The organism is Streptomyces durbertensis, assembly GCF_014156695.1.
GTDB lineage: Bacteria > Actinomycetota > Actinomycetes > Streptomycetales > Streptomycetaceae > Streptomyces > Streptomyces durbertensis.
In genome coordinates this window covers 1-18,723 of sequence record NZ_WMLF01000056.1, presented here as the reverse complement: position 1 = coordinate 18,723, position 18,723 = coordinate 1, and the positions used below count along the sequence as shown (strand labels likewise).

Genomic DNA, 18,723 nt, shown 5'->3' with positions numbered 1-18,723 from the left:
GGGGTGGGGCGGTCTTGGACGTTGTCGTGGTGGTCCACGCGCGGGACGCGGTGACGGACTTCCTGTCGGTGCTGGAGGAGACGCGCGACCGGGCGGCGGCCGTACTGACGGCCGCCGCCGACGGCGTCCGCCGGATCGTCCGGCTGCCGGCCGGCGGCACCCTGGCCGAGCGCGTCGACGCGCTGGCCGCCGCCCCCGGGCAGCCGCCCGTGCCGGGCGCCGGCGGTCCGCCGCCGGGGCCCTGGACAGCGCTGGCGGACGCGTTGGCCGCGCTCGCCGGCAGCCACCCGCCACAGGTGTGGACGCACTCCCCCGCCGACGACCGCCCGGACCGGCGCGCGCTCGGTCTCGCCGTCTCCCGGCTGGCCGCGGGCGAGGTGCGGCACGCGGTCGGCGCGGCCGCGCACCTGCAGTTCCTCGCCGAGGACGTGCGCCCGCTGGACGCCCGCCTGGCGGCGGCCAAGCTCGACTTCGTGAACCGGCACCACGTCGCGCTGCTCGACGACGACCCGCTGGCGCCCACGCTGGACACCGGCCGGCTGCCGTCCGTCGAACGCTTCTTCCGTGCCGACCGGCAGCAGGCCGACCGTCTGTACGCCCTGATGTCCAGCCTGGGCGAGGACGCCGCCGGGGTGGTGGACCCGTGGGAGTTCGAGACCTCCGGCTACGAGGCGGAACGGCTCGACGCCACCACCGCGTGGATCGCCCGGGTCTGCCCGCCGGGCGCCGGACCGCTGGTGGAGCTGGGCGCGTGCGAGGGGGCGCTGACCCGGCGGCTGGTCGACAAGGGCTTCCCGGTCGTCGCGACCGAACCCAACGCCGTCTTCCGGGAGCGCCTGGCCCGCCACGTCGGCCACAACCGGGTCACCGTGACCCCCGACGACCTGGCCTCGCTGGCCGCCGCCCCGCGCCGGCCGGGCGGCGCGCACCTGCTGATCGAGATGCTGTACTACGGCCAGCCCCTGGACCTGCTGGACCGGCTGCCGGGCGGGCCGCTGTTCGTCGCGCTGGCGCCCGAGCGGGTCTGCGACCTGCTGCGTCCCTGGCTGGGCAGGTCGTCGGTGTGGGCCGCCGAGGAGGAGCTGACACTGGTCGCGCCGCGCGTGGAGCTGGTCTGCGGCGGCCGGGCGTACCTGCGCAAGCGCGGCAGTCGCGGCCTGCTGCTGCGGCGGCGCGACGGCTGAGCCCCGCGGTCGCCCACCGACCACGTCTGCCGCGACCGGGCGGCGGATGGCAGGATCTCCCGCATGGTGGAGTTCGACCGACGCGCGCGCCGCGGCCTTCTCACCCTGGTCGCGGCGGCGGTGGCGCTGGGGCTGGTGTGGTGGCTGCTGCCCGCCGGCACTCCCGGCCCGTCCGGCAGCGCGGTCTTCGCCACCGGCGCCCGCTCGGGCGTGTACGACCGCTACGGCATCCTGCTCAAGGAGCAGTTGCGGACCGAGCTGCCCGACGTCCGCCTGCGGCTGCGCCCCAGCCAGGGGTCCGTCGACAACATCGAGCAACTCGTCTCCGGCAAGGCGGACTTCACCATCGCCCAGGCCGACGCCGTGTCCGCCTACCTGACCGCCAAGGGCAAGGACGCCGACCGGCTGCGGGCCTGCGCCCGGTTGTACGACGACTACGTGCAGCTGGTGGTGCTCGCCGACTCCCCGGTGCGGTCGGCCGCCGACCTCCGGGGGCTGCGGGTGGGCGTCGGGCAGCGGCAGTCCGGTGTGCGGCCGGTCGCCGAGCGGCTGCTGCGGGCCGCCGGGCTGGACCCGGTCGACGACGTCACCCGGGTCTTCGAAGGCATCGGCACCATGCCCCGACTGCTGGAGGAGGGGAAGCTGGACGCGTTCTTCTGGACGGGCGGCCTGCCGACCTCGGCGGTCCAGGACCTGGCCGCGAGAACCGACATCCGGCTTGTCGAACTCGGCGAGCTGGTTCCCGCACTGCACGCCCAGGACGCGCAGGCCAGGCACTACCGGGCGGCGGTCATGCCGGCCGACGCCTATCCGAAGGTGCAGGGCGGCCGGGCGGTGCAGTCCATCGCGGTCGCCAACCTGCTCGTCACCACCGACCGGGCCGACGCGGCGCTGACCGAGGGGCTCACCCGCGCCCTGATCAACAGCCGGGACCGGATCGGCCGCCAGGTGCACGCCGCTCAGCGGGTGGACCTGCGCACGGCGATCTACACCGACCCGCTGCCGCTCCACGAGGGCGCCCAGCGCTACTACCGGGCGGTCAAGCCCTGACGTCCCCGGCCGCCGCCGTCGCACTGTCGCACGTGAATGCGGGCCGCGCGGGCGCGCCGCCGGTGACCGCCGTGACACACGTCCGCAGCGCCTGCTCGTCGACGCCCGGAAGCGCCGCGGCCAGGTGGCCGTCGGGCCGTACGACCAACAGGGTGTGGGCCGGGGCGTCGGGATAGGACTCGGCGACCAGCAGCTGCGCCGGCACGGGAAGGCCCCGTACCGTCGCGGCGAGTTCCGGCATCACCCCGGCGTTGAGCCAGTGCCGGCTGTCCCACACGCCGGTGCCGGGGGCGACCAGCACCACCAGCAGGTCGCCGCCGAGCCGGTGCGAGAGCGGGCGGGAGTCGCCGTTCAGCGCGGTCACGGTGACGTCGGCGGCGCGGCCGCCCAGCGGGAGCGCCGCCGGCAGGCTGAGCCGCGCGGGCGGCGCGAGCGGCGAGACCGCGTGGTCGGGCGGGGCGCCCAGCGCGCCGCGTCCCAGGTGCCCGTCGGTGAGCAGACCCAGCCTGTTGCGGGCCCCGCCGGGCAGCAGCGAACGCAGCGGGCCGCCGCCGCGCACCAGCGGAAGCGCCTGGTCGACGGCGCGCAGCCGGCGGACGACCGCGCCGCGCCGCTCGGCCTCGTAACTGTCAAGGAGGGTGTCGGGGGCCTCGGCACCGCCCTCGTGCCAGGCGAGGGCGAGCTTCCACGCCAGGTTCTCCGCGTCCCGCAGCCCCTCGTCGACGGCCTGCGTGCCGAGGGCGCCGAGCAGGTGCGCGGCGTCGCCGGCCAGGAACGCCCGGTCGGCCCGCCAGTGCCTGGCGAGCCGCTGGTGTGCGGTGTGGACCCCGGTGTCCAGCAGTTCGTAGGGGGTGCCGCTCTCCCCGGCGAGTACGGCCAGGGTCTCCTCGACGGATCGCAGCAGCGCCTCGGGGGTGACCAGGTCGCCCCGGGGCGGCAGCAGCCAGTCCAGCCGCCACACGTCGCCGGGAAGCGCGCGGGCGCACATCTCGGCGCCGGTGCCCGGGAGTTCCTGGTGGAGCAGGGCCTCGTCCGGCCAGGGCAGCCGCGCCCGCAGCGCGGCCACCGCGTGGCGTTCGACGGCCGTCCGGCCGGGGAAGCGCACGCCGAGCAGCTTGCGCACGGTGGAGCGGGCGCCGTCGCAGCCGACGAGGTAGGAGCCGCGCCACGGTTCGCCCTGCCGGCCGGCGGTGTGCACCTGGACGCCGTCCTTGTCCTGGGTCAGGTCGACGACCCGGCCGGCGTGCTCCCGGAGCACCAGGTCCTCACCCCGGACGGCGGCGCGCAGGGCCTCCGCGAGGTCGTGCTGCGGCAGGTGCAGGGGCGCCTCGGCGGCGGTGAAGTCCCGCTGCTCGACCACCTGGCCGCGCCGCAGCGCGCGCCAGACCATCCACCGCGTGCCGGGCAACACGTCGGGCGCGACCAGGCGTTGGGCGAACGCGGCGGTGTCGGGCCGCAGCACACAACTGCGCGCGGGCCGCTCCGGCGGCGGCCCCTCCTCGGCCTCCAGCAGGACCGTCGGCACCTCCTGCCGGGCGAGCGCCAGCGCCAGCGCCAACCCGACCGGCCCCGCGCCCACGACGATCACCGGCTCCACGGCGACGCCCCCTCGTCGGCGGGGCGGCGGCCCGGGACGCCGTGTTGTCGTCGCCGGGAGTTCGCCGGCTGTTGACGGCCGTGCTGCGTGATCACAACGGGTAGTGCAACCCAACGCCCGCCGACCCGTCAAGTGAGCACGGGGGCGCACCGCGCCGTCGGCGGAGGGCTGCTGCCCTCCGCCGACGGCTCACGGTCGGCCGGAGCCGGCCGTCACTTCGTGTGCAGCGCGTCGTCCGCCTCGACGTCCGGCTCGGCCTTGGCGACCTTGATGCCGGTCTTCGCGCGCCGGCCGCGTGCCTCGATCCACTTGGCGAGCCAGGCGAGCACCATGCACATCGCGACATAGATCGTGCCGACGACCAGGATCACGACCACGTACGGATAGTCGTCGTTGATCACGTAGTTGGCCGCGAGCTGGCGTCCGACGAAGAGCAGCTCCTCGTAGACGATGATGTAGCCGAGCGAGGTGTCCTTGAGCGTCACCACCAGCTGGCTGACCACCGTCGGCAGCATGGCGCGCACCGCCTGCGGGATCTGGATGGTCAGCATGACCTGGCTCTTGCGCATGCCGATGGCGTAGGCCGCCTCGACCTGCCCCCGGGGCACGGCGAGGATGCCGGCGCGCAGCACCTCCGCCTGCACGGCGCCGTTGTAGAACGTGAGACCGAGCACGAGGGCCCACATCGGCTCGGTGGTCAGGAAGCCCTGCCAGATCACGAAGATGGTGATCAGCAGCGGCACCGCCCGGAACAGTTCGATGAAGGCGGTGGCCAGCCAGCGGACCGGCAGGTGGTCGGAGAGACGGGCGACGGCGAGGGCGGCGCCCAGCAGCAGCGAGAGCACACCTGCCAGCACAAACGCCTGGAGGGTGGCGATCACGCCCTCGACGATGCGGTCCGAGACGCCTTCGTACTGGAAGATCTCCCACATCTCGGGCGCCAGTTGGCCGGTGCTCTCGATGCGGAAGAACGCCCACACGATCAGGCCCACGAGGCCGGCCACGCCGACGATGGACAGGGTCCGGTTGCGCGCCCTGGCCTTGGGGCCCGGCACGTCGTAGAGGACTGAACTCATCGCGCGACCTCCAGCCGACGCTCGAGCAGCCGGAACAGGCCGCTGATGGTGAAGGTGATGACGAGGTAGGCGAGGGCGACCCACATGAAGACGACCATGATGTTGTAGCCCATGTCGCTCAGGTCCTTCTGGACACCGAACAGTTCGGTGACGCTGAAGGCGCCGGCGATGGCCGAGTTCTTGGTGAGGGCGATCATGATGCTGCTCATCGGGGCCACGACCGTGCGGGTCGCCTGGGGCAGCACGATGAGGGAGAGGGTCTGGCCGAAGGTCATGCCGAGGCTGCGGGCGGCCTCCGCCTGGCCCACGGCGACGGTGTTGATGCCGGAACGCACCGCCTCGCAGACAAACGCCGAGGTGTAGAAGCCGAGGGCGAGTACGCCGAGCAGGTAGGTGCTCATTCCCGGGAAGAGCACCATCGGCACGATGAAGAAGGCGATCAGGAACAGGAGCACAAGCGGGGTGTTGCGCAGCAGCGTGACCCAGGCGGCGCCGAACGCGCGCAGCGGGGGCACGGGCGACACCCGGAAGCCGGCGATCACCACTCCGAGCACCAGGGCGAGCACGGCGCTGGTCGCCGTCAGCGAGATGGTGCCCAGGAAACCTTCGCGGAAGAGCGCGAAGTTGTCGAGCAGTACGTTCATCAAGGTCTCCGCGGTTCTCCGCGCGGGCGGCGAGTGGGGTGGGCGGGACGGCACCCCGCGCGCCGAACGGGGAGGAGGGGCGCGCGGGGTGCCGGTGGTCTGCGCCGGGCCGACCGGCACGGCCCCGGCGTCAGCGGTCGATCACCGGGACCGTGTGGGGACTCAGTAGCGGTCCAGCTTCGGCGGGTCGACGTACTCCGAGCCCGACAGGCCCAGCGTCGCCTCGTAGGCCTTCTTGTAGTCGCCGCTCTCGATGTGCTTCTCGATCGCGTCCGACACCGCGTCGCGCAGCGCCTTGTCGCCCTTCTTCACGCCGACGCCGTAGGGCTCGTCGCTGAAGGTCTCGCCGACGACCCGCAGCTTCGCCGGCTGCTGGGCGGCGTAGCCCTTGAGGATGGCGTCGTCGGTGGTCATGGCGTCGACCTGGCCGTCGATGAGCTGCTTGACGCAGTCGGTGTACTTGCCCAGCTCGACGGTCTTGGCGCCGTACTTGGCCTTGTTCTCGGTGATGTTCCGCAGCGGGGTGGAGCCCTTGATGGAGCAGACCGTCTTGCCCTTGATGCTGTCCGGGCCCTTGATGTCCTTCTCGTCCTTGCGGACGAGAAGGTCCTGGCCGGCCATGTAGTACGGGCCGGCGAAGTCGATCTGCTTCTTGCGCTCGTCGTTGATCGTGTAGGTGCCGATCATCAGGTCGACCTGCCCCTTGGAGACCGCGGTCTCACGGATGGAGGAGTCGATGGTCTTCCACTCGATGTCCTTCTCCGGGTCGAAGCCGAGGTCCGCGGCGATCATCTTGGCGATCTCGACGTCGAAGCCCTGGTACTTCTTGCTGCCCGGGTCCTGGAAGCCGAGGTAGGGCTGGTCGGACTTGGAGCCGATGACCAGCTTGCCGCGCTTCTGGGCCGCCTTGAGCACCGGCGAGTCGATGTCGACGTTCTCGGCCACCTTGTAGGTGGGCAGGTCGGGGGCGTTCTCGTCGTTGCTGTTGGGGTTCTTCTTGGTGCCGCAGGCGGCGGTCAGGGCGAGGACGGTGGCGACGGCGGCCACGACGCCGTACTGACGAAGTCTCATGGTCGAACTTCCCTCATCTTCGGTGGAATGTGCTGGGCCCGGCGGACGGCGCCTGATCAGTGCTGGAGGATCTTCGACAGGAAGTCCTTGGCCCGGTCGCTGCGGGGGTTGCTGAAGAACTGGTCGGGGGTGGCCTCTTCGACGATGCGGCCGTCGGCCATGAAGACCACGCGGTTCGCCGCCGAGCGGGCGAAGCCCATCTCGTGCGTGACGACGACCATCGTCATGCCCTCGCTCGCCAACTGCTGCATGACCTCGAGGACTTCGTTGATCATCTCGGGGTCGAGCGCGGAGGTCGGCTCGTCGAACAGCATGACCTTGGGCCCCATGGCGAGCGCCCGCGCGATGGCCACGCGCTGCTGCTGGCCGCCGGAGAGCTGGGCGGGGTACTTGTCCGCCTGGTTGCCCACGCCGACCCGGTCGAGCAGTTCGCGGGCCCGCTTCTCGGCTTCCGCCTTGGGGGTGCGGCGCACCTTGATCTGCCCCAGCGTCACGTTCTCGAGCACGGTCTTGTGCGCGAAGAGGTTGAACGACTGGAAGACCATGCCGACGTCCGCGCGGAGCTTCGCCAGTTGGCGTCCCTCCGCGGGCAGGGGCTTGCCGTCGACGGTGATGGTGCCGGAGTCGATCGTCTCCAGGCGGTTGATGGTGCGGCACAGCGTCGACTTGCCGGACCCGGAGGGACCGATCACGACGACGACCTCACCCTTGGCGATGGTCAGGTCGATGTCCTGGAGCACGTGCAGCGCACCGAAGTGCTTGTTGACGTTGTCCAGCACGACCAGCGGCTCCGCCGCGCCGGCGGTGTCCTTGGTCACCGATACTTCGCTCATCGGCGTCACTCGCTCCGTCCTCGTCGGTTGAGGGGACCTTAGTGATCTGCGTCAACCGACGTCAGCACATCTGAGGGAGAATTGAGCATAACGATCCGGTCACTTGCCGGTACTCTGCGTGAGGGGGTCGGCAGGTGGCGTACCGGCTGCATAACGGATAACGCCGGGTGACAGAACCGCCTTGACGGGAACGCCGCGCATCGGGATGGATGCATAGGCGCCACATCGAGCTTCGAGACGACCGGGAGGAGGTCCGGATGCGGCTGCTGCTGGTCGAGGACGACAACCACGTCGCCGCGGCGCTGATCGCCGTGCTGTCCCGACACGGCTTCACGGTGGTGCACGCCCGCAGCGGCGAGGAGGCGCTGGACGCGCTGCTGCCCGACGAGGAGCGCCCGCCGTTCGCGGTGGTGCTGCTCGATCTCGGGCTGCCCGACCAGGACGGCTTCGAGGTCTGCGACCGCATCCGCCGGCGGACCGACACGCCTGTGATCATGGTGACCGCCCGGGCCGACGTGCGCTCGCGCATCCACGGGCTGAACCTCGGCGCCGACGACTACGTCGTCAAGCCGTACGACACCGGTGAGCTGCTCGCCCGCATCCACGCCGTGGGCCGGCGCCGCGGCCTCGAGGAGTCGGAGCGGCAGGGCGAGGACCGGGCGCCGGAGACGCTGCAGTTCGGCGGTGTGCTGCTGTGCCTGGAGACCCGGCAGGTCCTGGTCGACGACCAGCCGGTGCAGCTGACCCGCAAGGAGTTCGACCTGCTGGCGCTGCTCGCCCAGCGGCCCGGGGTGGTCTGCCGCCGGGAGCAGATCATCAGCGAGGTGTGGCGGACCAGTTGGGAGGGGACGGGCCGCACCCTGGAGGTGCACGTGGCGTCCCTGCGGGCGAAGCTGCGGCGGCCCGCGCTGATCGAGACCGTCCGGGGTGTCGGCTACCGGCTGATCGACCAGGTCGGCTGAACTCGACTACGGTCGTCCGGTGCGCGCTCGCCTCCTCCCCCTGCTCATCGTGCTCTTCGCCGGTGTGCTGCTCGCGCTCGGCTTCCCGCTCGCGATGAGCATGGCCGGCGCCGAACAGCAGCGGGTGGTCATCGACCGGATCGACGACACCAGCCGGTTCTCCGCGCTGGCGCAGTTCGTGACGACCCCGCCCGCCGAGGGCGAGCAGCGTGAGCGGCGCCCCGGGCAGCCGGCCGCCCAGGACGAGCGGCTGGCCGTCCTGACCAGCGAACTCTCCCGCTACCACGACCTGTACGGCATCCGCGCCGGGGTCTTCTACCGGGACGGCAGCGCGATGGCCGCCGCCCCGAACGGCTGGCGGCTTCCCACGGCCGGCGAGGGCGCCGACGCCTTCGCGGAGGCGCTGGCCGGTCGGCGCAGCCACGACCCGGCGCAGGTGTGGCCGTGGCAGGACCGCCGTATCGCGGTGGCCTCCCCCGTGGTGCGCGACGGCGACGTGGTGGCGGTCGTGCTCACCGACTCCCCCACCGAGCAGCTGCGCTCGCGGATCCTGCGGAGCTGGCTGCCGCTCGCGGTCGGCGAGGCGGCGGCCATGGCGCTCGCGGTGGGTGCGGCGGTCTACCTCACCGGCTGGGTGCTGCGGCCGGTGCGGGTGCTGGACAAGGCGACCCACGACATCGCCGCCGACCAGTTCGCCTCACGGGTCGCGGCCGTGGAGGGGCCGCCCGAACTGCGTCGTCTGGCCCGCTCGTTCAACGAGATGGCCGACCACGTCGAGGAAGTGCTGGAGCAGCAGCGGGCGTTTGTCGCCGACGCCTCCCACCAGTTGCGCAACCCGCTCGCCGCGCTGCTGCTGCGCATCGAGCTGCTGGGTCTGGAACTGCCGCCGGGCAGCGAGGAGTTCACGTCCGTGCAGGAGGAGGGCAAGCGGCTGGCCCGAGTGCTGGACGATCTGCTCGGACTGGCGCTCGCCGAGCACGCCCAGCCGGACCTGCGGATCGTCGACGCGGCGGCGCTCGCCGCCGAACGCGCCGCCGCCTGGCGGCCGGTGGCCGAACGCGCCGGGGTCCGGCTGGAGACCAGCGGCAGCACGGCGCTCACCGCCTGGGCCGACCCGGTCGCCCTCTCCAGCGCGCTGGACGCGGTGGTGGACAACGCCGTGAAGTTCACCCCCGGCGGGGAGCGGGTGACGGTGTCGGTGCGGCCGGCCGGGGAGCGCGTGCACATCGAGGTCGCCGACGGCGGGCCCGGACTCGGCGAGGACGAGCTGGGCCGGGTCGGCGACCGCTTCTGGCGCAGCGGCCGGCACCAGAACGTGTCGGGTTCGGGGCTCGGGCTGTCCATCGCCCGGACGCTGCTGGCCGCCGGAGGCGGCTCGCTCGGGTTCGCCCCGAACGAGCCGCGCGGTCTGCGGGTGACCATCGACGTGCCGCGCAACAGGCCGGAGTAGTCGTCAGCCCCGGTGGCGGGACAGCCGCAGGGTGAGGATCTGGAAGGGGCGCAGCCGCAGCGCCACGGTGCCGTCGGGCAGCGCGGTGAACGCGCCGGCGTCCTCTTCCCTCGGCCGCTCCAACAGGTCGACCGCGTGCACCGAGGCCACCGGGAAGTCGGGGGCGAGCGTCGCCTCCGCCCGGCCGCCCAGGCACTCGTGCAGCCGCACCACGACATCGCCGCTCCGGTCCTCCGCGAGCTTGACCGCGGCGACCACCACCCGGTCGTCTTCCACGGTGACCAGCGGCCGGACCGGCCGGGCGCCGGTGAGGCGCGCGGCGGGCAGGTTGAGCCGGTGGCCCTCGCGGACCGCGTCGACGATCCCGGCGCCGGGGACCAGCGCGTAGCGCAGCACGTGGACGCCGTGGTCGGTCTCCGGGTCGGGGTAGCGCGGGGCCCGCAGCAGCGACAGCCGGACGGGCCACCTGCTTCTTGACCCGCGCGTACGCCTCGGGCCGGTGTTCCCTGATCCAGTCGAGCTGCTGCGCCTGCGACATCGCGAACACGAACTCGGGGTGGTCGTCCATCAGCGCGACCATGTTGGAGGCGGTCCTGGCCACCTTGCGGACCGTCTCGCGCAGCGGCCACAGCCAGGCGGAGTCGATGTGCGCGTGGCCGACCGCGCTGACGCGGTGCGCCGAGGCGCGGGCCGGGGCGGAGAGCACCCCGGAGAGCCGCGCCCGGGCAGCCGGGGCCGTGCCGGGCACGTCCGCGAGGTCGACGGCGTCCAGCGCGGACTCCACGGCGCGCAGGATCTCCCAGCGCCGGGCGTCCTCCACCGGCAGCTCCAGCATCAGGCCGCCGAGCACGTCCAGGTCCTGGACCAGCTCCCAGACCTCGGTTTTCGAAGACGGCCAGGTCCATCCGGGCCAGCCGGTAGAGCGGACGGTCGGAGGCGGTGAGCCGGTCGCCCTCGTAGGTGGGGCGGTGCTCCGCCAGGACCGGGTTGGCGGCGGCCTCGACGTACAGCTCCACCGTCCCGCCGGGGGCACGTCGGTCGGCCGCACCCACGCGTTGCGCGGGTTGAGCGCCTTCACCACCTCGCCGTCGGCCCGGTAGACCAGGCCCTCGCACTGGAAGCCCGGCATGTCGCGGTCGAAGCCCAGGTCGAGCACGGCCTCCACGGTCCGGCCCGCCCACTCGGCCGGCACCGTGCCCGCCACCCGGAACCACGTGGTGCCCCAGGCCGGCCCCACTCCTCCCCCACCGCCGTGGGCCGGTACGCGGCGGAGAGCCCCTCGCGGACGGGCACCGGTTCGCCCGGGGCGTCCCACCGCTCCACGGTCAGCGGGCGGGGCGAGCTGTGGACGGCCGGTCGGAGGCGTTCCTCCAGGACCCGGCGCAGTCGGTGTTCCACGATGCTGCGGTCGTCATGCATGGTGTGCGGCTCCGGTTGTGGTCTGCGGCGCGGTTGGTCCGCGAGCGGAAGGGGCGTGACGCGAGCACGGATGAGGCTCACCAGCGGTACGTGACGGCAACCGCCGGCGACCGCACGAGGGCCTGGGAGACGGCGCGGATCTCCACCCGGGTGGCGCGCTCGCCCCCCTGCGCCCGGGGCGCGCGCCGGCGCAACGACGGAGCCGCGCGCGAGCACCGGCCAGGCGTCCGAGGGCAACCCCGAGGCGCGACGGGCGGGGCGGTGAGATCTGCCGAGTGGCGTTCGCCACCCTGAGCCGCCCACGGCGGCCGCTGCGGGGAAGATGGTCGGGTGCTCGATCCTGCCGACAGCGACTTCGCCCGTGACCCCTACCCCTTCTACGCGGGGCTCCGCGCCAGCGGCGACGCCTCGCGGGTCTCGCTCAGCAACGGCTCCCACGCCTGGCTGGTGACCGGGTACGAGCAGGCCAGGACGGTCCTCGCGGACGCCCGGTTCTCCAACGTGCCGCCCCGGCGCGCGGGCAGGCCCAAGCCGGACTCGCCGGCGGAACGGGCCCGGGCCGCGCTCGCCAGGCACATGCTCAACGCGGACGCCCCCGAGCACACCCGGCTCCGCAAGCTCACCACGGCGGCCTTCAGCCCCCGCCGGGTGGACGCGCTCCGGCCCCGTATCGAGCTGCTCGTGAAGGAACTGCTCCGGGACGTGGGCGAGCGGGCAGCCGACGGCGGCCCGGTGGATCTGGTGGACACGTTTGCGTTTCCCCTCCCGGTGCTGGTGATCGGCGAGGTTCTGGGTGTGCCGGAGAAGGACCGCTCGGCGCTGCGCGAGTGGACCTACCGGGTGGGCTCCCCCGCCGACGCGCTCCCGCCGGGCGCGCTGGAGGACGCCTGGAGCAGCCTCCGCGGCTACTTCACCGAGTTGATCGCCGACAAGCGGGCGACACCAGCCGACGACCTCTTCAGTTCGCTTGTCCACGAACCCGGCGAGGACGGCAGCCCCCCGGACTGGCAGCCGGAGGAGCTGCTGGCCATGGCGTTCCTGCTGTTGTTCGCCGGCTACGAGACCACGATGAACCTGCTCGCCTCGGCGACGCTGCTGCTCCTCCAGCATCCCGAGGAGCTGTCGGCCGCCCAGGCGGACCAAGCCGCCCAGGCCGGCCAGGCGGACCGGGCCGGCGGCCGCTGGGACGCGGTCATCGAGGAGACGCTGCGCCACGCCAGCCCGCTTGAGGGCACCACCTGGCGTCGGACGACCGAGGCGGTCACGCTGCCCGACGGCACCGTCATCCCCGCGGAGTCCTCGGTGCTGGTGGTACTCGCCGCCGCGAGCCGCGATCCCCAGCGGTACCCGGACCCCGACGCGTTCCGCCCCGCGCGGTACCTGCCGGACCGGGACGGGCGCGCCGCTCCCCACCTGGCTTTCGGGCACGGCCCGCACTACTGCCTGGGCGCGCGCCTGGCCCGCTTGGAGGCACGTATCGCCCTGCCCTCGCTCTTCGAGGCGCTGCCCGGCCTCCGGTTGGCCGCCGCGCCGGAGGAACTCCCCTACCGGCCCGGCCTTCTGGTGCGCGGTCCCCGCACCCTGCCGGTGACCCTGGAGGAGGCGACCGCCCCACAGCGGCCCCGGCGCTGACACCCGCGAGCCGCCGGCGGGCGTACAGGGCTCGGTCTTCCGCCCGTGCTCCCGGCTTTGTCGGCTCACTCCGGCGCCGGCGGCGGTCCGGTCAGCCCTCCGGAAGGTACTCCTCCAGGAAGTCGGCGGCCTCGCCCTCCGCCGCCAGCGCTTCCCTGACCACCCGGACCGCCAGGCCCTGCGGGTAGCCCTTGCGGGCGAGCATCCCGACAAGCCGCCGTAGCCGCTTGTCGGTCGCCAGCCCGCGCGTGGCCGGGAGCCGCCGCTCGACCAGCTCCCTGGCCCTGTGCTCCTCCTGCTCGGCGTCCAGTCGGCCGACGGCCTCCTCGACCACCTCCGACTCCACGCCCTTGCCGCGCAGCTCCCGGGCGAGGGCCCGCCCGGCCAACCCCCGGCTGTGGTGCCGGGAGTCGACCCATGCCTGGGCGAAGGCGCTGTCGTCGATCAGTCCGACCGCCTCAAGACGGGACAGCACCTCTTCCGCCGCTTCGTCGGGCACCTCCCGTTTGCGCAGCGCTTCGGCGAGCTGCTGCCGGGTGCGCGGCGTACCGGTCAGCAGCCGCAGGCAGATGGCCCTGGCCCGTTCGACCGGATCGGCGGTCGTGTCCTCCGCCGGAGCGGACGATCCGCCCCGGCGCTTCTGCTGCGGGCGCGGTGGCCCCTCTCCGGCCCTCGACGGATCGAGGCCACCGCCGTCTTCAGCCGCCGCGCCGCTGGTCGGCCACTCGGTGCGCCGGGTCATCGATCAGCTCTTGGCCGCGGTGGCCTTGACCGCCTTCGCCTTGGTGGCGGCGGGGGCGGCCTTCGCCGGAGCGGCCTCGGCCGCCACCGGACCGGCGGCGTCGGTGCCCGGCTCCTTCTCCGGTGACTCCGTCTTCGGGCCGATACCGAGCTTCTCCTTGATCTTCTTCTCGATCTCGTTGGCGAGATCGGGGTTGTCGCGGAGGAAGTTGCGGGCGTTCTCCTTGCCCTGGCCGAGCTGGTCGCCCTCGTAGGTGTACCAGGCACCGGACTTGCGGATGAAGCCGTGCTCCACGCCCATGTCGATCAGGCCGCCCTCACGGCTGATGCCCAGACCGTAGAGGATGTCGAACTCCGCCTGCTTGAAGGGCGGGGCGACCTTGTTCTTCACGACCTTCACCCGGGTGCGGTTGCCGACCGCGTCCGTGCCGTCCTTCAACGTCTCGATCCGCCGGATGTCCAGCCGGACGGAGGCGTAGAACTTCAGCGCGCGGCCACCGGTGGTCGTCTCCGGCGAGCCGAACATGACGCCGACCTTCTCGCGGAGCTGGTTGATGAAGATCGCGGTCGTCTTGGACTGGTGCAGCGCGCCGGTGATCTTGCGGAGCGCCTGGCTCATCAGCCGGGCCTGGAGACCCACGTGGGAGTCGCCCATCTCGCCCTCGATCTCGGCGCGGGGCACCAGCGCCGCCACCGAGTCGATCACGATCAGGTCGAGCGCACCGGACCTGATCAGCATGTCCGTGATCTCCAGCGCCTGCTCGCCGTTGTCGGGCTGCGAGAGGATCAGCTGGTCCACGTCGACGCCGAGCTTCTTGGCGTACTCGGGATCCAGCGCGTGCTCCGCGTCGACGAAGGCCACCGTGCCGCCCATGCGCTGCGCGTTCGCCACCGCGTGGAGCGTCAGGGTCGTCTTGCCGGAGGACTCCGGGCCGTAGACCTCGACGACCCGGCCACGCGGCAGCCCGCCCACGCCGAGCGCCACGTCGAGCGCGGTCGACCCGGTGGGAATGACCTCGATCGGCTCGTCCGGCCGCTCGCCGAGGCGCATCACCGCGCCCTTCCCGAACTGCCTCTCAATCTGCGCGAGTGCGGCGTCGAGCGCCTTCTCGCGGTCGGTTCCTGCCATGGGTGCCACCCGGTTTGCTTGAGTCGATCGCTTCACGTCCGAGACGCTAGCGGCTGCCACTGACAATCGGTCCGTCGGCGCCTTCCCGGCCGCCTCCGACCCCACCATGGGAATCCATGTTCGATTTTTGTGTCAAGTCACGCCGCGGCACCTGTGGACAACCTACGCATGAGCAAGAAACCGCAGGTCAGGGCACGAGCAGGGGCGCCACTCGGGCACAGTCGACACAGTCCGCCACCCGAAGGGATGAGGCGGTGGGTGTCGAGTTGACGCGACCGGGACGGTGACGCACCACACGTCGTACGTCGCTCAGCGGCGCTCGGCGGGGACGTCCACCGCCACGCAGACCGCGCGCCACACCCGCTTGGCCTCCCAGCCGGCCTCCAGCGCCTCGTACACGGTCCGCCCGCCGAGTTCGGACATCACGTGGTCCCGTGCGAAGGAGTCGGCGTACGAAGCGCCGAAGTGCACCGCCATCCGCTCCCAGAAATCCGTCAGCCGCATGCCACCAAGTATCCCGGACCGCCGGGCGTACCGGTCCGGGCGGTCGGCCGACCCCCCGGCTCTCCCTCGGGTGTGCCTCAGCCGCCCAGCACCCGCAGTACGGCGGTGACCGCCACCGCCGCGGCGATCACCACGAGGAACGGCGCCCGGAGCAGCAGCGCCACGCCCGCCGCGGCCAACCCGCCGGCCCTGGCGTCGAGGGCGAGGGAACCGTGCTCGGTGCCGAAGGTCTGGACGGCGGTCAGCGCCGCGAGCAGCGCCACCGGCAGCAGCACGGCCAAGCGCCGCAGCACCGGCCGCTCCAGGACGCCCGCCGGCACCGCGAGTCCCAGCAGTTTCACCAGGTAGCAGCCGACCGCCGTCAGCCCGATCGCGACCCAGACCGTCACCGCTCCCCCTCACCCGTTCGCCGTTCCTCGCCCGTTCTCCGACCGTCGCCCGTCCGGCGCGTCCCGCGGCCGCCCCGCCGTGCCTCCTTCGACCGGCTGCGCAGCCCGTCGAGCAGCAGCACGGTGGGCGCGGCGAGCGCCGCGAGCAACACGGGCAGTCCGGCGGGCAGCACGGGGAGCAGCGCCATCGCGAGCAGCACCGCCAGCACCGCGGTCGCCCGTTCCGCGGAGGTGCGCAGCATCGGCCCGAGCAGGGCCAGGAACACCGCGGGCCCGGCCGCGTCCAGCCCCCAGGCCCGGGGGTCGCCCAGCGCTCCGGCACCGAGCGCGCCCAGCAGGGTCGTCAGGTTCCACAGCAGGTAGACGGCGGCTCCGGTGACGGTGAAGCCCAGCCGTGCGGCGCGCCGGTTGTCCTGGGCGAGGGCGACCGCCGCCGTCTCGTCGATGATCCAGTGCGCCGCCAGCGGGCGTACCCGCCACGGCACCCGCAGCAGTTGACCGAGCCGCAGTCCGTAGAAGGCGTTGCGCACGCCGAGGAAGAAGGCGCCGGCCGCCGCCGTGAGCGGATTGCCGCCGGCCGCCAGCGCGCCGACCAGCGCGAACTGCGAGGCGCCGGTGAAGACAAGAAGGCTGAGCGCGCACGTCTGGGCGACGCTCAGTCCGGCGCCCGACGCGGTCACGCCGAAGGCGAAGCCGGAGAGTCCGACGGCGACGCCGACGCCCAACGAGTCCCGGACCACCTTGCGGTCGTCGGGAGGCGCGGTCTCCGGGGGAGACGTCACCCCTGTGGCGGGTGCGGCCGGGTTCGCGGACGGGGGCGCCTCCGGTGCCTCGTCGGGGGCGGGTATCGCGCTGGCGTTCATGCCGATCACGCTAGGGAGCCGGTGTGGTCCTCGTCTTGTACGTTCTTGCGCCCCCGTGCGGGAGGCGTTCCCGCTGGTAGGCGCCGGGCGGGACGCCGACGATGCGGCGGAAGTGGCGCCCGAGGTGTGCCTGGTCGGTGAATCCGACGGCGGTGGCCGCCTCGGCCGGGGGCGTGCCGGCCTCCAGCAGCCGCCGTGCCCTGCGTACCCGGGCGTCGGTGAGCCAGCCGTGCGGCGGCTGGCCGTGGCGGTCACGGAAGGCCCGGGAGAGGGCGAACGGGCTGGTGCCCAGTTCCTCGGCCAGCTCGGCGAGCGTGGGCGGGTCGGCGAGCCGTTCGGTGAGGATGCGCCGGGCGGCGTCGGCCCGCAGCGCGCCGGCCGAGCGGATCGGGCGGGTCGGCAGCACCCCGCCGTGGCGGTTCAGCAGCAGGGCGAGCACCGTGCGCAGCAGGCTGTCGGCGGCCAGGGCGTTGCCCGCCTCGATCGCCTGGTGGACGGCGTCGACCAGGCGGCAGGAGCGGGGGTCGACGACGGTCTGCTCGGTGAAGGCGGGGGTGCCGCGCAGTGTGGTGGTCTCCGCCGCGATCTCGTCGACGAGTCCGGTGGTCGGGTAGAGCGTGGCGTACGTCCAGCCCTGCGGCGCGCCGGCCCGGGCGGTGTGCGCCACCTCCGGGTTGATCATCACCAGTCCGCCGCCGCCCACCCGCTCGACTCCGCCGGGCAGCCCCACCTCCTCCACTCCGCCGGTGACGGCGCCGAGTGTGTAGCCCTCGTGGGCGTGGCGGGGGAAGGTCTGCCGGACGTAGTGGGCGCGCAGCAGGTCGATGCCGGGCAGTCGTGCGTCCTGCCAGTGCCGGGCCCATTCGCCGACCGAGGCGTCGGTACTCGGTGGTTCCACGGTCTCATTCTGCGTCGTCGCCGCACGTGGCCGGGGGGCGTCCCGGCCGGCGGACCGGACCGGACCACACGCGGGGCGGGCCGTCGGGCCGATTGTCGGTGGCGGGGTGCACGATGGGGGACATGGCTCCCGCACGGCCGCTCGACGCCTTCTCCCCCGCCACCCGTTCCTGGTTCTCGTCGGCGTTCAGCGCGCCCACGGCGGCCCAGGAGGGGGCCTGGAGCGCCCTCGCGGAGGAGACGGACGTCCTGGTCGTCGCGCCCACCGGCTCCGGCAAGACGCTGGCCGCGTTCCTCGCCTCCCTGGACCGGCTGGCCTCGCAGCCGCCGCCGGCCGACCCGCTGCGCCGCTGCCGGGTGCTGTACGTGTCCCCGCTCAAGGCGCTCGCGGTGGACGTCGAGCGGAACCTGCGCAGTCCGCTCACCGGCATCCGGCAGGAGGCGGCGCGGCTGGGGCAGCCCGAGCCGGACGTGCGGGTGGCGATCCGCTCCGGGGACACCCCGGCGGTCGAGCGCCGGTCGATCGCCCGTCGCCCCCCGGACATCCTCATCACCACGCCCGAGTCGCTGTTCCTGATGCTCACGTCCGCGGCTCGGGAGTCGCTGCGCGGTGTGGAGACGGTCATCCTCGACGAGGTGCACGCCGTCGCGGGCACAAAGCGCGGCGCGCACCTGGCGCTGTCGCTGGAGCGGCTGGACGAGCTGCTGGACCGGCCCGCACGGCGGATCGGTCTGTCGGCCACCGTCCGGCCGGTGGCCGAGGTGGCGCGGTTCCTCTCGCCGCGGCGGTCGGCCCGGGTGGTGCAGCCGCCCGCCGACAAGCGGTTCGACCTGCGCGTGGTCGTCCCCGTCGAGGACATGGGCGAGCTGGGCGGCTCGCCGGTGGCCGACGCCGCCGGGGCGGCGGATGGGGGGAAGCCCTCGATCTGGCCCTCGGTGGAGGAGCGCATCACCGACCTGGTGCAGGCGCACCGCTCGACGATCGTTTTTGTGAACTCCCGCCGGCTGGCCGAGCGGCTGTGCAACCGGCTGAACGAGATCGCCCACGAACGGGCCACCGGCGAGTCGCTGCCCGAGGTGCACGGCCCGGCCGAGCTGATGGGCGGCTCGGGCGCCGGGTCGGGGGCCCCGGCGGTGCTGGCCCGCGCCCACCACGGCTCGGTCTCCAAGGAGCAGCGCGCCCAGGTCGAGGAGCAGTTGAAGTCGGGTCTGCTGCCGGCGGTGGTGGCGACGTCCAGCCTGGAGCTCGGCATCGACATGGGTTCGGTCGACCTGGTGGTGC

At 73.3% G+C, this 18,723-nt stretch carries 18 protein-coding genes and 1 pseudogene; 6 read left to right on the top strand and 13 right to left on the bottom strand.

All coding sequences use genetic code 11. The annotated features are described in order from the left end of the window. Both GL263_RS06245 and GL263_RS06240 read left to right on the top strand, forming a co-directional pair. Nucleotides 1–1,184 (top strand): class I SAM-dependent methyltransferase (locus tag GL263_RS06245; RefSeq protein ID WP_323379271.1); only part of this gene is annotated, 1,184 nt, incomplete at its 5' end. 63 nt (nt 1,185–1,247) lie between these two features. Continuing rightward, entirely contained in the window at nt 1,248–2,234 is a 987-nt protein-coding gene (locus GL263_RS06240) for a TAXI family TRAP transporter solute-binding subunit (protein ID WP_182854571.1), read from the top strand. Here the strand turns inward: GL263_RS06240 and GL263_RS06235 are convergent. The 5 genes from GL263_RS06235 to GL263_RS06215 all read right to left on the bottom strand — a co-directional run bounded on the left by GL263_RS06235 (nt 2,224) and on the right by GL263_RS06215 (nt 7,455). Next, complete coding sequence (locus GL263_RS06235; protein WP_182854570.1) at nt 2,224–3,831, bottom strand: FAD-dependent monooxygenase; 1,608 nt, start codon at nt 3,829–3,831, stop codon at nt 2,224–2,226. The two genes, GL263_RS06240 and GL263_RS06235, sit on opposite strands and share 11 nt — an antisense overlap. A gap of 212 nt (nt 3,832–4,043) precedes the next feature. Continuing rightward, nucleotides 4,044–4,907 carry an amino acid ABC transporter permease gene (locus tag GL263_RS06230; RefSeq protein WP_182854569.1) on the bottom strand — a complete coding sequence of 288 codons (864 nt, stop codon included), beginning with the start codon at nt 4,905–4,907 and terminating at the stop codon, nt 4,044–4,046. Next, nucleotides 4,904–5,551: an amino acid ABC transporter permease gene (locus GL263_RS06225; RefSeq protein WP_182854568.1), complete on the bottom strand. Its 648-nt coding sequence runs from the start codon at nt 5,549–5,551 to the stop codon at nt 4,904–4,906. The genes GL263_RS06230 and GL263_RS06225 overlap by 4 nt, the downstream gene beginning before the upstream one ends. A 162-nt stretch (nt 5,552–5,713) precedes the next feature. Beyond that, nucleotides 5,714–6,622, bottom strand: a complete 909-nt coding sequence (locus GL263_RS06220) for a glutamate ABC transporter substrate-binding protein (protein ID WP_182854567.1) — start codon at nt 6,620–6,622, stop codon at nt 5,714–5,716. Between the two features lie 56 nt (nt 6,623–6,678). Then, on the bottom strand, nt 6,679–7,455 hold the full coding sequence (locus GL263_RS06215; RefSeq protein ID WP_182854566.1) for an amino acid ABC transporter ATP-binding protein: 777 nt from the start codon (nt 7,453–7,455) through the stop codon (nt 6,679–6,681). A gap of 257 nt (nt 7,456–7,712) precedes the next feature. Here GL263_RS06215 and GL263_RS06210 point away from each other — a divergent pair, with 257 nt between their 5' ends. Then, a complete protein-coding gene (locus GL263_RS06210; RefSeq protein ID WP_182854573.1) occupies nt 7,713–8,417 on the top strand; it encodes a response regulator transcription factor in 705 nt (234 codons plus the stop codon). Between the two features lie 19 nt (nt 8,418–8,436). Further along, a complete protein-coding gene (locus GL263_RS28235; RefSeq protein WP_323379270.1) occupies nt 8,437–9,867 on the top strand; it encodes a sensor histidine kinase in 1,431 nt (476 codons plus the stop codon). A gap of 3 nt (nt 9,868–9,870) precedes the next feature. Here the strand turns inward: GL263_RS28235 and GL263_RS28230 are convergent, their stop codons facing one another. Further along, nucleotides 9,871–10,263, bottom strand: coding sequence for a glycosyl hydrolase-related protein (locus GL263_RS28230; RefSeq protein WP_323379269.1), 393 nt, complete (start codon nt 10,261–10,263; stop codon nt 9,871–9,873). A 40-nt stretch (nt 10,264–10,303) separates the two neighbouring features. Beyond that, nucleotides 10,304–11,286 (bottom strand): annotated as a pseudogene (locus GL263_RS28225) (glycoside hydrolase family 38 N-terminal domain-containing protein); the annotation flags it as partial. 330 nt (nt 11,287–11,616) lie between these two features. On the opposite strand from GL263_RS28225, the gene GL263_RS06200 reads away from it, so the two are divergent. After that, entirely contained in the window at nt 11,617–12,918 is a 1,302-nt protein-coding gene (locus GL263_RS06200; RefSeq protein WP_182854565.1) for a cytochrome P450, read from the top strand. A 91-nt stretch (nt 12,919–13,009) separates the two neighbouring features. Here the strand turns inward: GL263_RS06200 and recX are convergent, their stop codons facing one another. The 6 genes from recX to GL263_RS06170 all read right to left on the bottom strand — a co-directional run bounded on the left by recX (nt 13,010) and on the right by GL263_RS06170 (nt 17,442). Beyond that, nucleotides 13,010–13,660, bottom strand: a complete 651-nt coding sequence (gene recX / locus GL263_RS06195) for a recombination regulator RecX (protein ID WP_182854564.1) — start codon at nt 13,658–13,660, stop codon at nt 13,010–13,012. A gap of 3 nt (nt 13,661–13,663) precedes the next feature. Next, complete coding sequence (recA, locus tag GL263_RS06190) at nt 13,664–14,788, bottom strand: recombinase RecA (RefSeq protein ID WP_182854563.1); 1,125 nt, start codon at nt 14,786–14,788, stop codon at nt 13,664–13,666. A gap of 309 nt (nt 14,789–15,097) precedes the next feature. Beyond that, entirely contained in the window at nt 15,098–15,292 is a 195-nt protein-coding gene (locus GL263_RS06185) for a DUF3046 domain-containing protein (protein ID WP_182854562.1), read from the bottom strand. A 77-nt stretch (nt 15,293–15,369) separates the two neighbouring features. Next, the gene (locus tag GL263_RS06180; protein WP_182854561.1) at nt 15,370–15,681 is read right to left on the bottom strand and encodes an AzlD domain-containing protein; all 312 of its coding nucleotides are present in this window, start codon (nt 15,679–15,681) and stop codon (nt 15,370–15,372) included. After that, nucleotides 15,678–16,544: an AzlC family ABC transporter permease gene (locus GL263_RS06175; protein ID WP_182854560.1), complete on the bottom strand. Its 867-nt coding sequence runs from the start codon at nt 16,542–16,544 to the stop codon at nt 15,678–15,680. Before GL263_RS06175 ends, GL263_RS06180 begins: the two co-directional genes overlap by 4 nt. Nucleotides 16,545–16,554: 10 nt before the next feature. Next, entirely contained in the window at nt 16,555–17,442 is an 888-nt protein-coding gene (locus tag GL263_RS06170; protein WP_182854559.1) for an AraC family transcriptional regulator, read from the bottom strand. 113 nt (nt 17,443–17,555) lie between these two features. On the opposite strand from GL263_RS06170, the gene GL263_RS06165 reads away from it, so the two are divergent. Then, nucleotides 17,556–18,723: DEAD/DEAH box helicase (locus GL263_RS06165; protein WP_182854558.1), on the top strand; the 1,168-nt coding region annotated here is incomplete at its 3' end.

Excerpts from the sequence above, each read along its gene's own strand:
- GL263_RS06240 (WP_182854571.1), top strand. The coding sequence starts at position 1,248 with ATGGTGGAGTTCGACCGACGCGCGCGCCGCGGCCTTCTCACCCTGGTC.
- GL263_RS06230 (WP_182854569.1), bottom strand. The coding sequence starts at position 4,907 with ATGAGTTCAGTCCTCTACGACGTGCCGGGCCCCAAGGCCAGGGCGCGC.
- GL263_RS06225 (WP_182854568.1), bottom strand. The coding sequence starts at position 5,551 with ATGAACGTACTGCTCGACAACTTCGCGCTCTTCCGCGAAGGTTTCCTG.
- GL263_RS06220 (WP_182854567.1), bottom strand. The coding sequence starts at position 6,622 with ATGAGACTTCGTCAGTACGGCGTCGTGGCCGCCGTCGCCACCGTCCTC.
- GL263_RS06215 (WP_182854566.1), bottom strand. The coding sequence starts at position 7,455 with ATGAGCGAAGTATCGGTGACCAAGGACACCGCCGGCGCGGCGGAGCCG.
- GL263_RS06210 (WP_182854573.1), top strand. The coding sequence starts at position 7,713 with ATGCGGCTGCTGCTGGTCGAGGACGACAACCACGTCGCCGCGGCGCTG.
- recX (WP_182854564.1), bottom strand. The coding sequence starts at position 13,660 with ATGACCCGGCGCACCGAGTGGCCGACCAGCGGCGCGGCGGCTGAAGAC.
- recA (WP_182854563.1), bottom strand. The coding sequence starts at position 14,788 with ATGGCAGGAACCGACCGCGAGAAGGCGCTCGACGCCGCACTCGCGCAG.
- GL263_RS06185 (WP_182854562.1), bottom strand. The coding sequence starts at position 15,292 with ATGCGGCTGACGGATTTCTGGGAGCGGATGGCGGTGCACTTCGGCGCT.
- GL263_RS06175 (WP_182854560.1), bottom strand. The coding sequence starts at position 16,544 with ATGAACGCCAGCGCGATACCCGCCCCCGACGAGGCACCGGAGGCGCCC.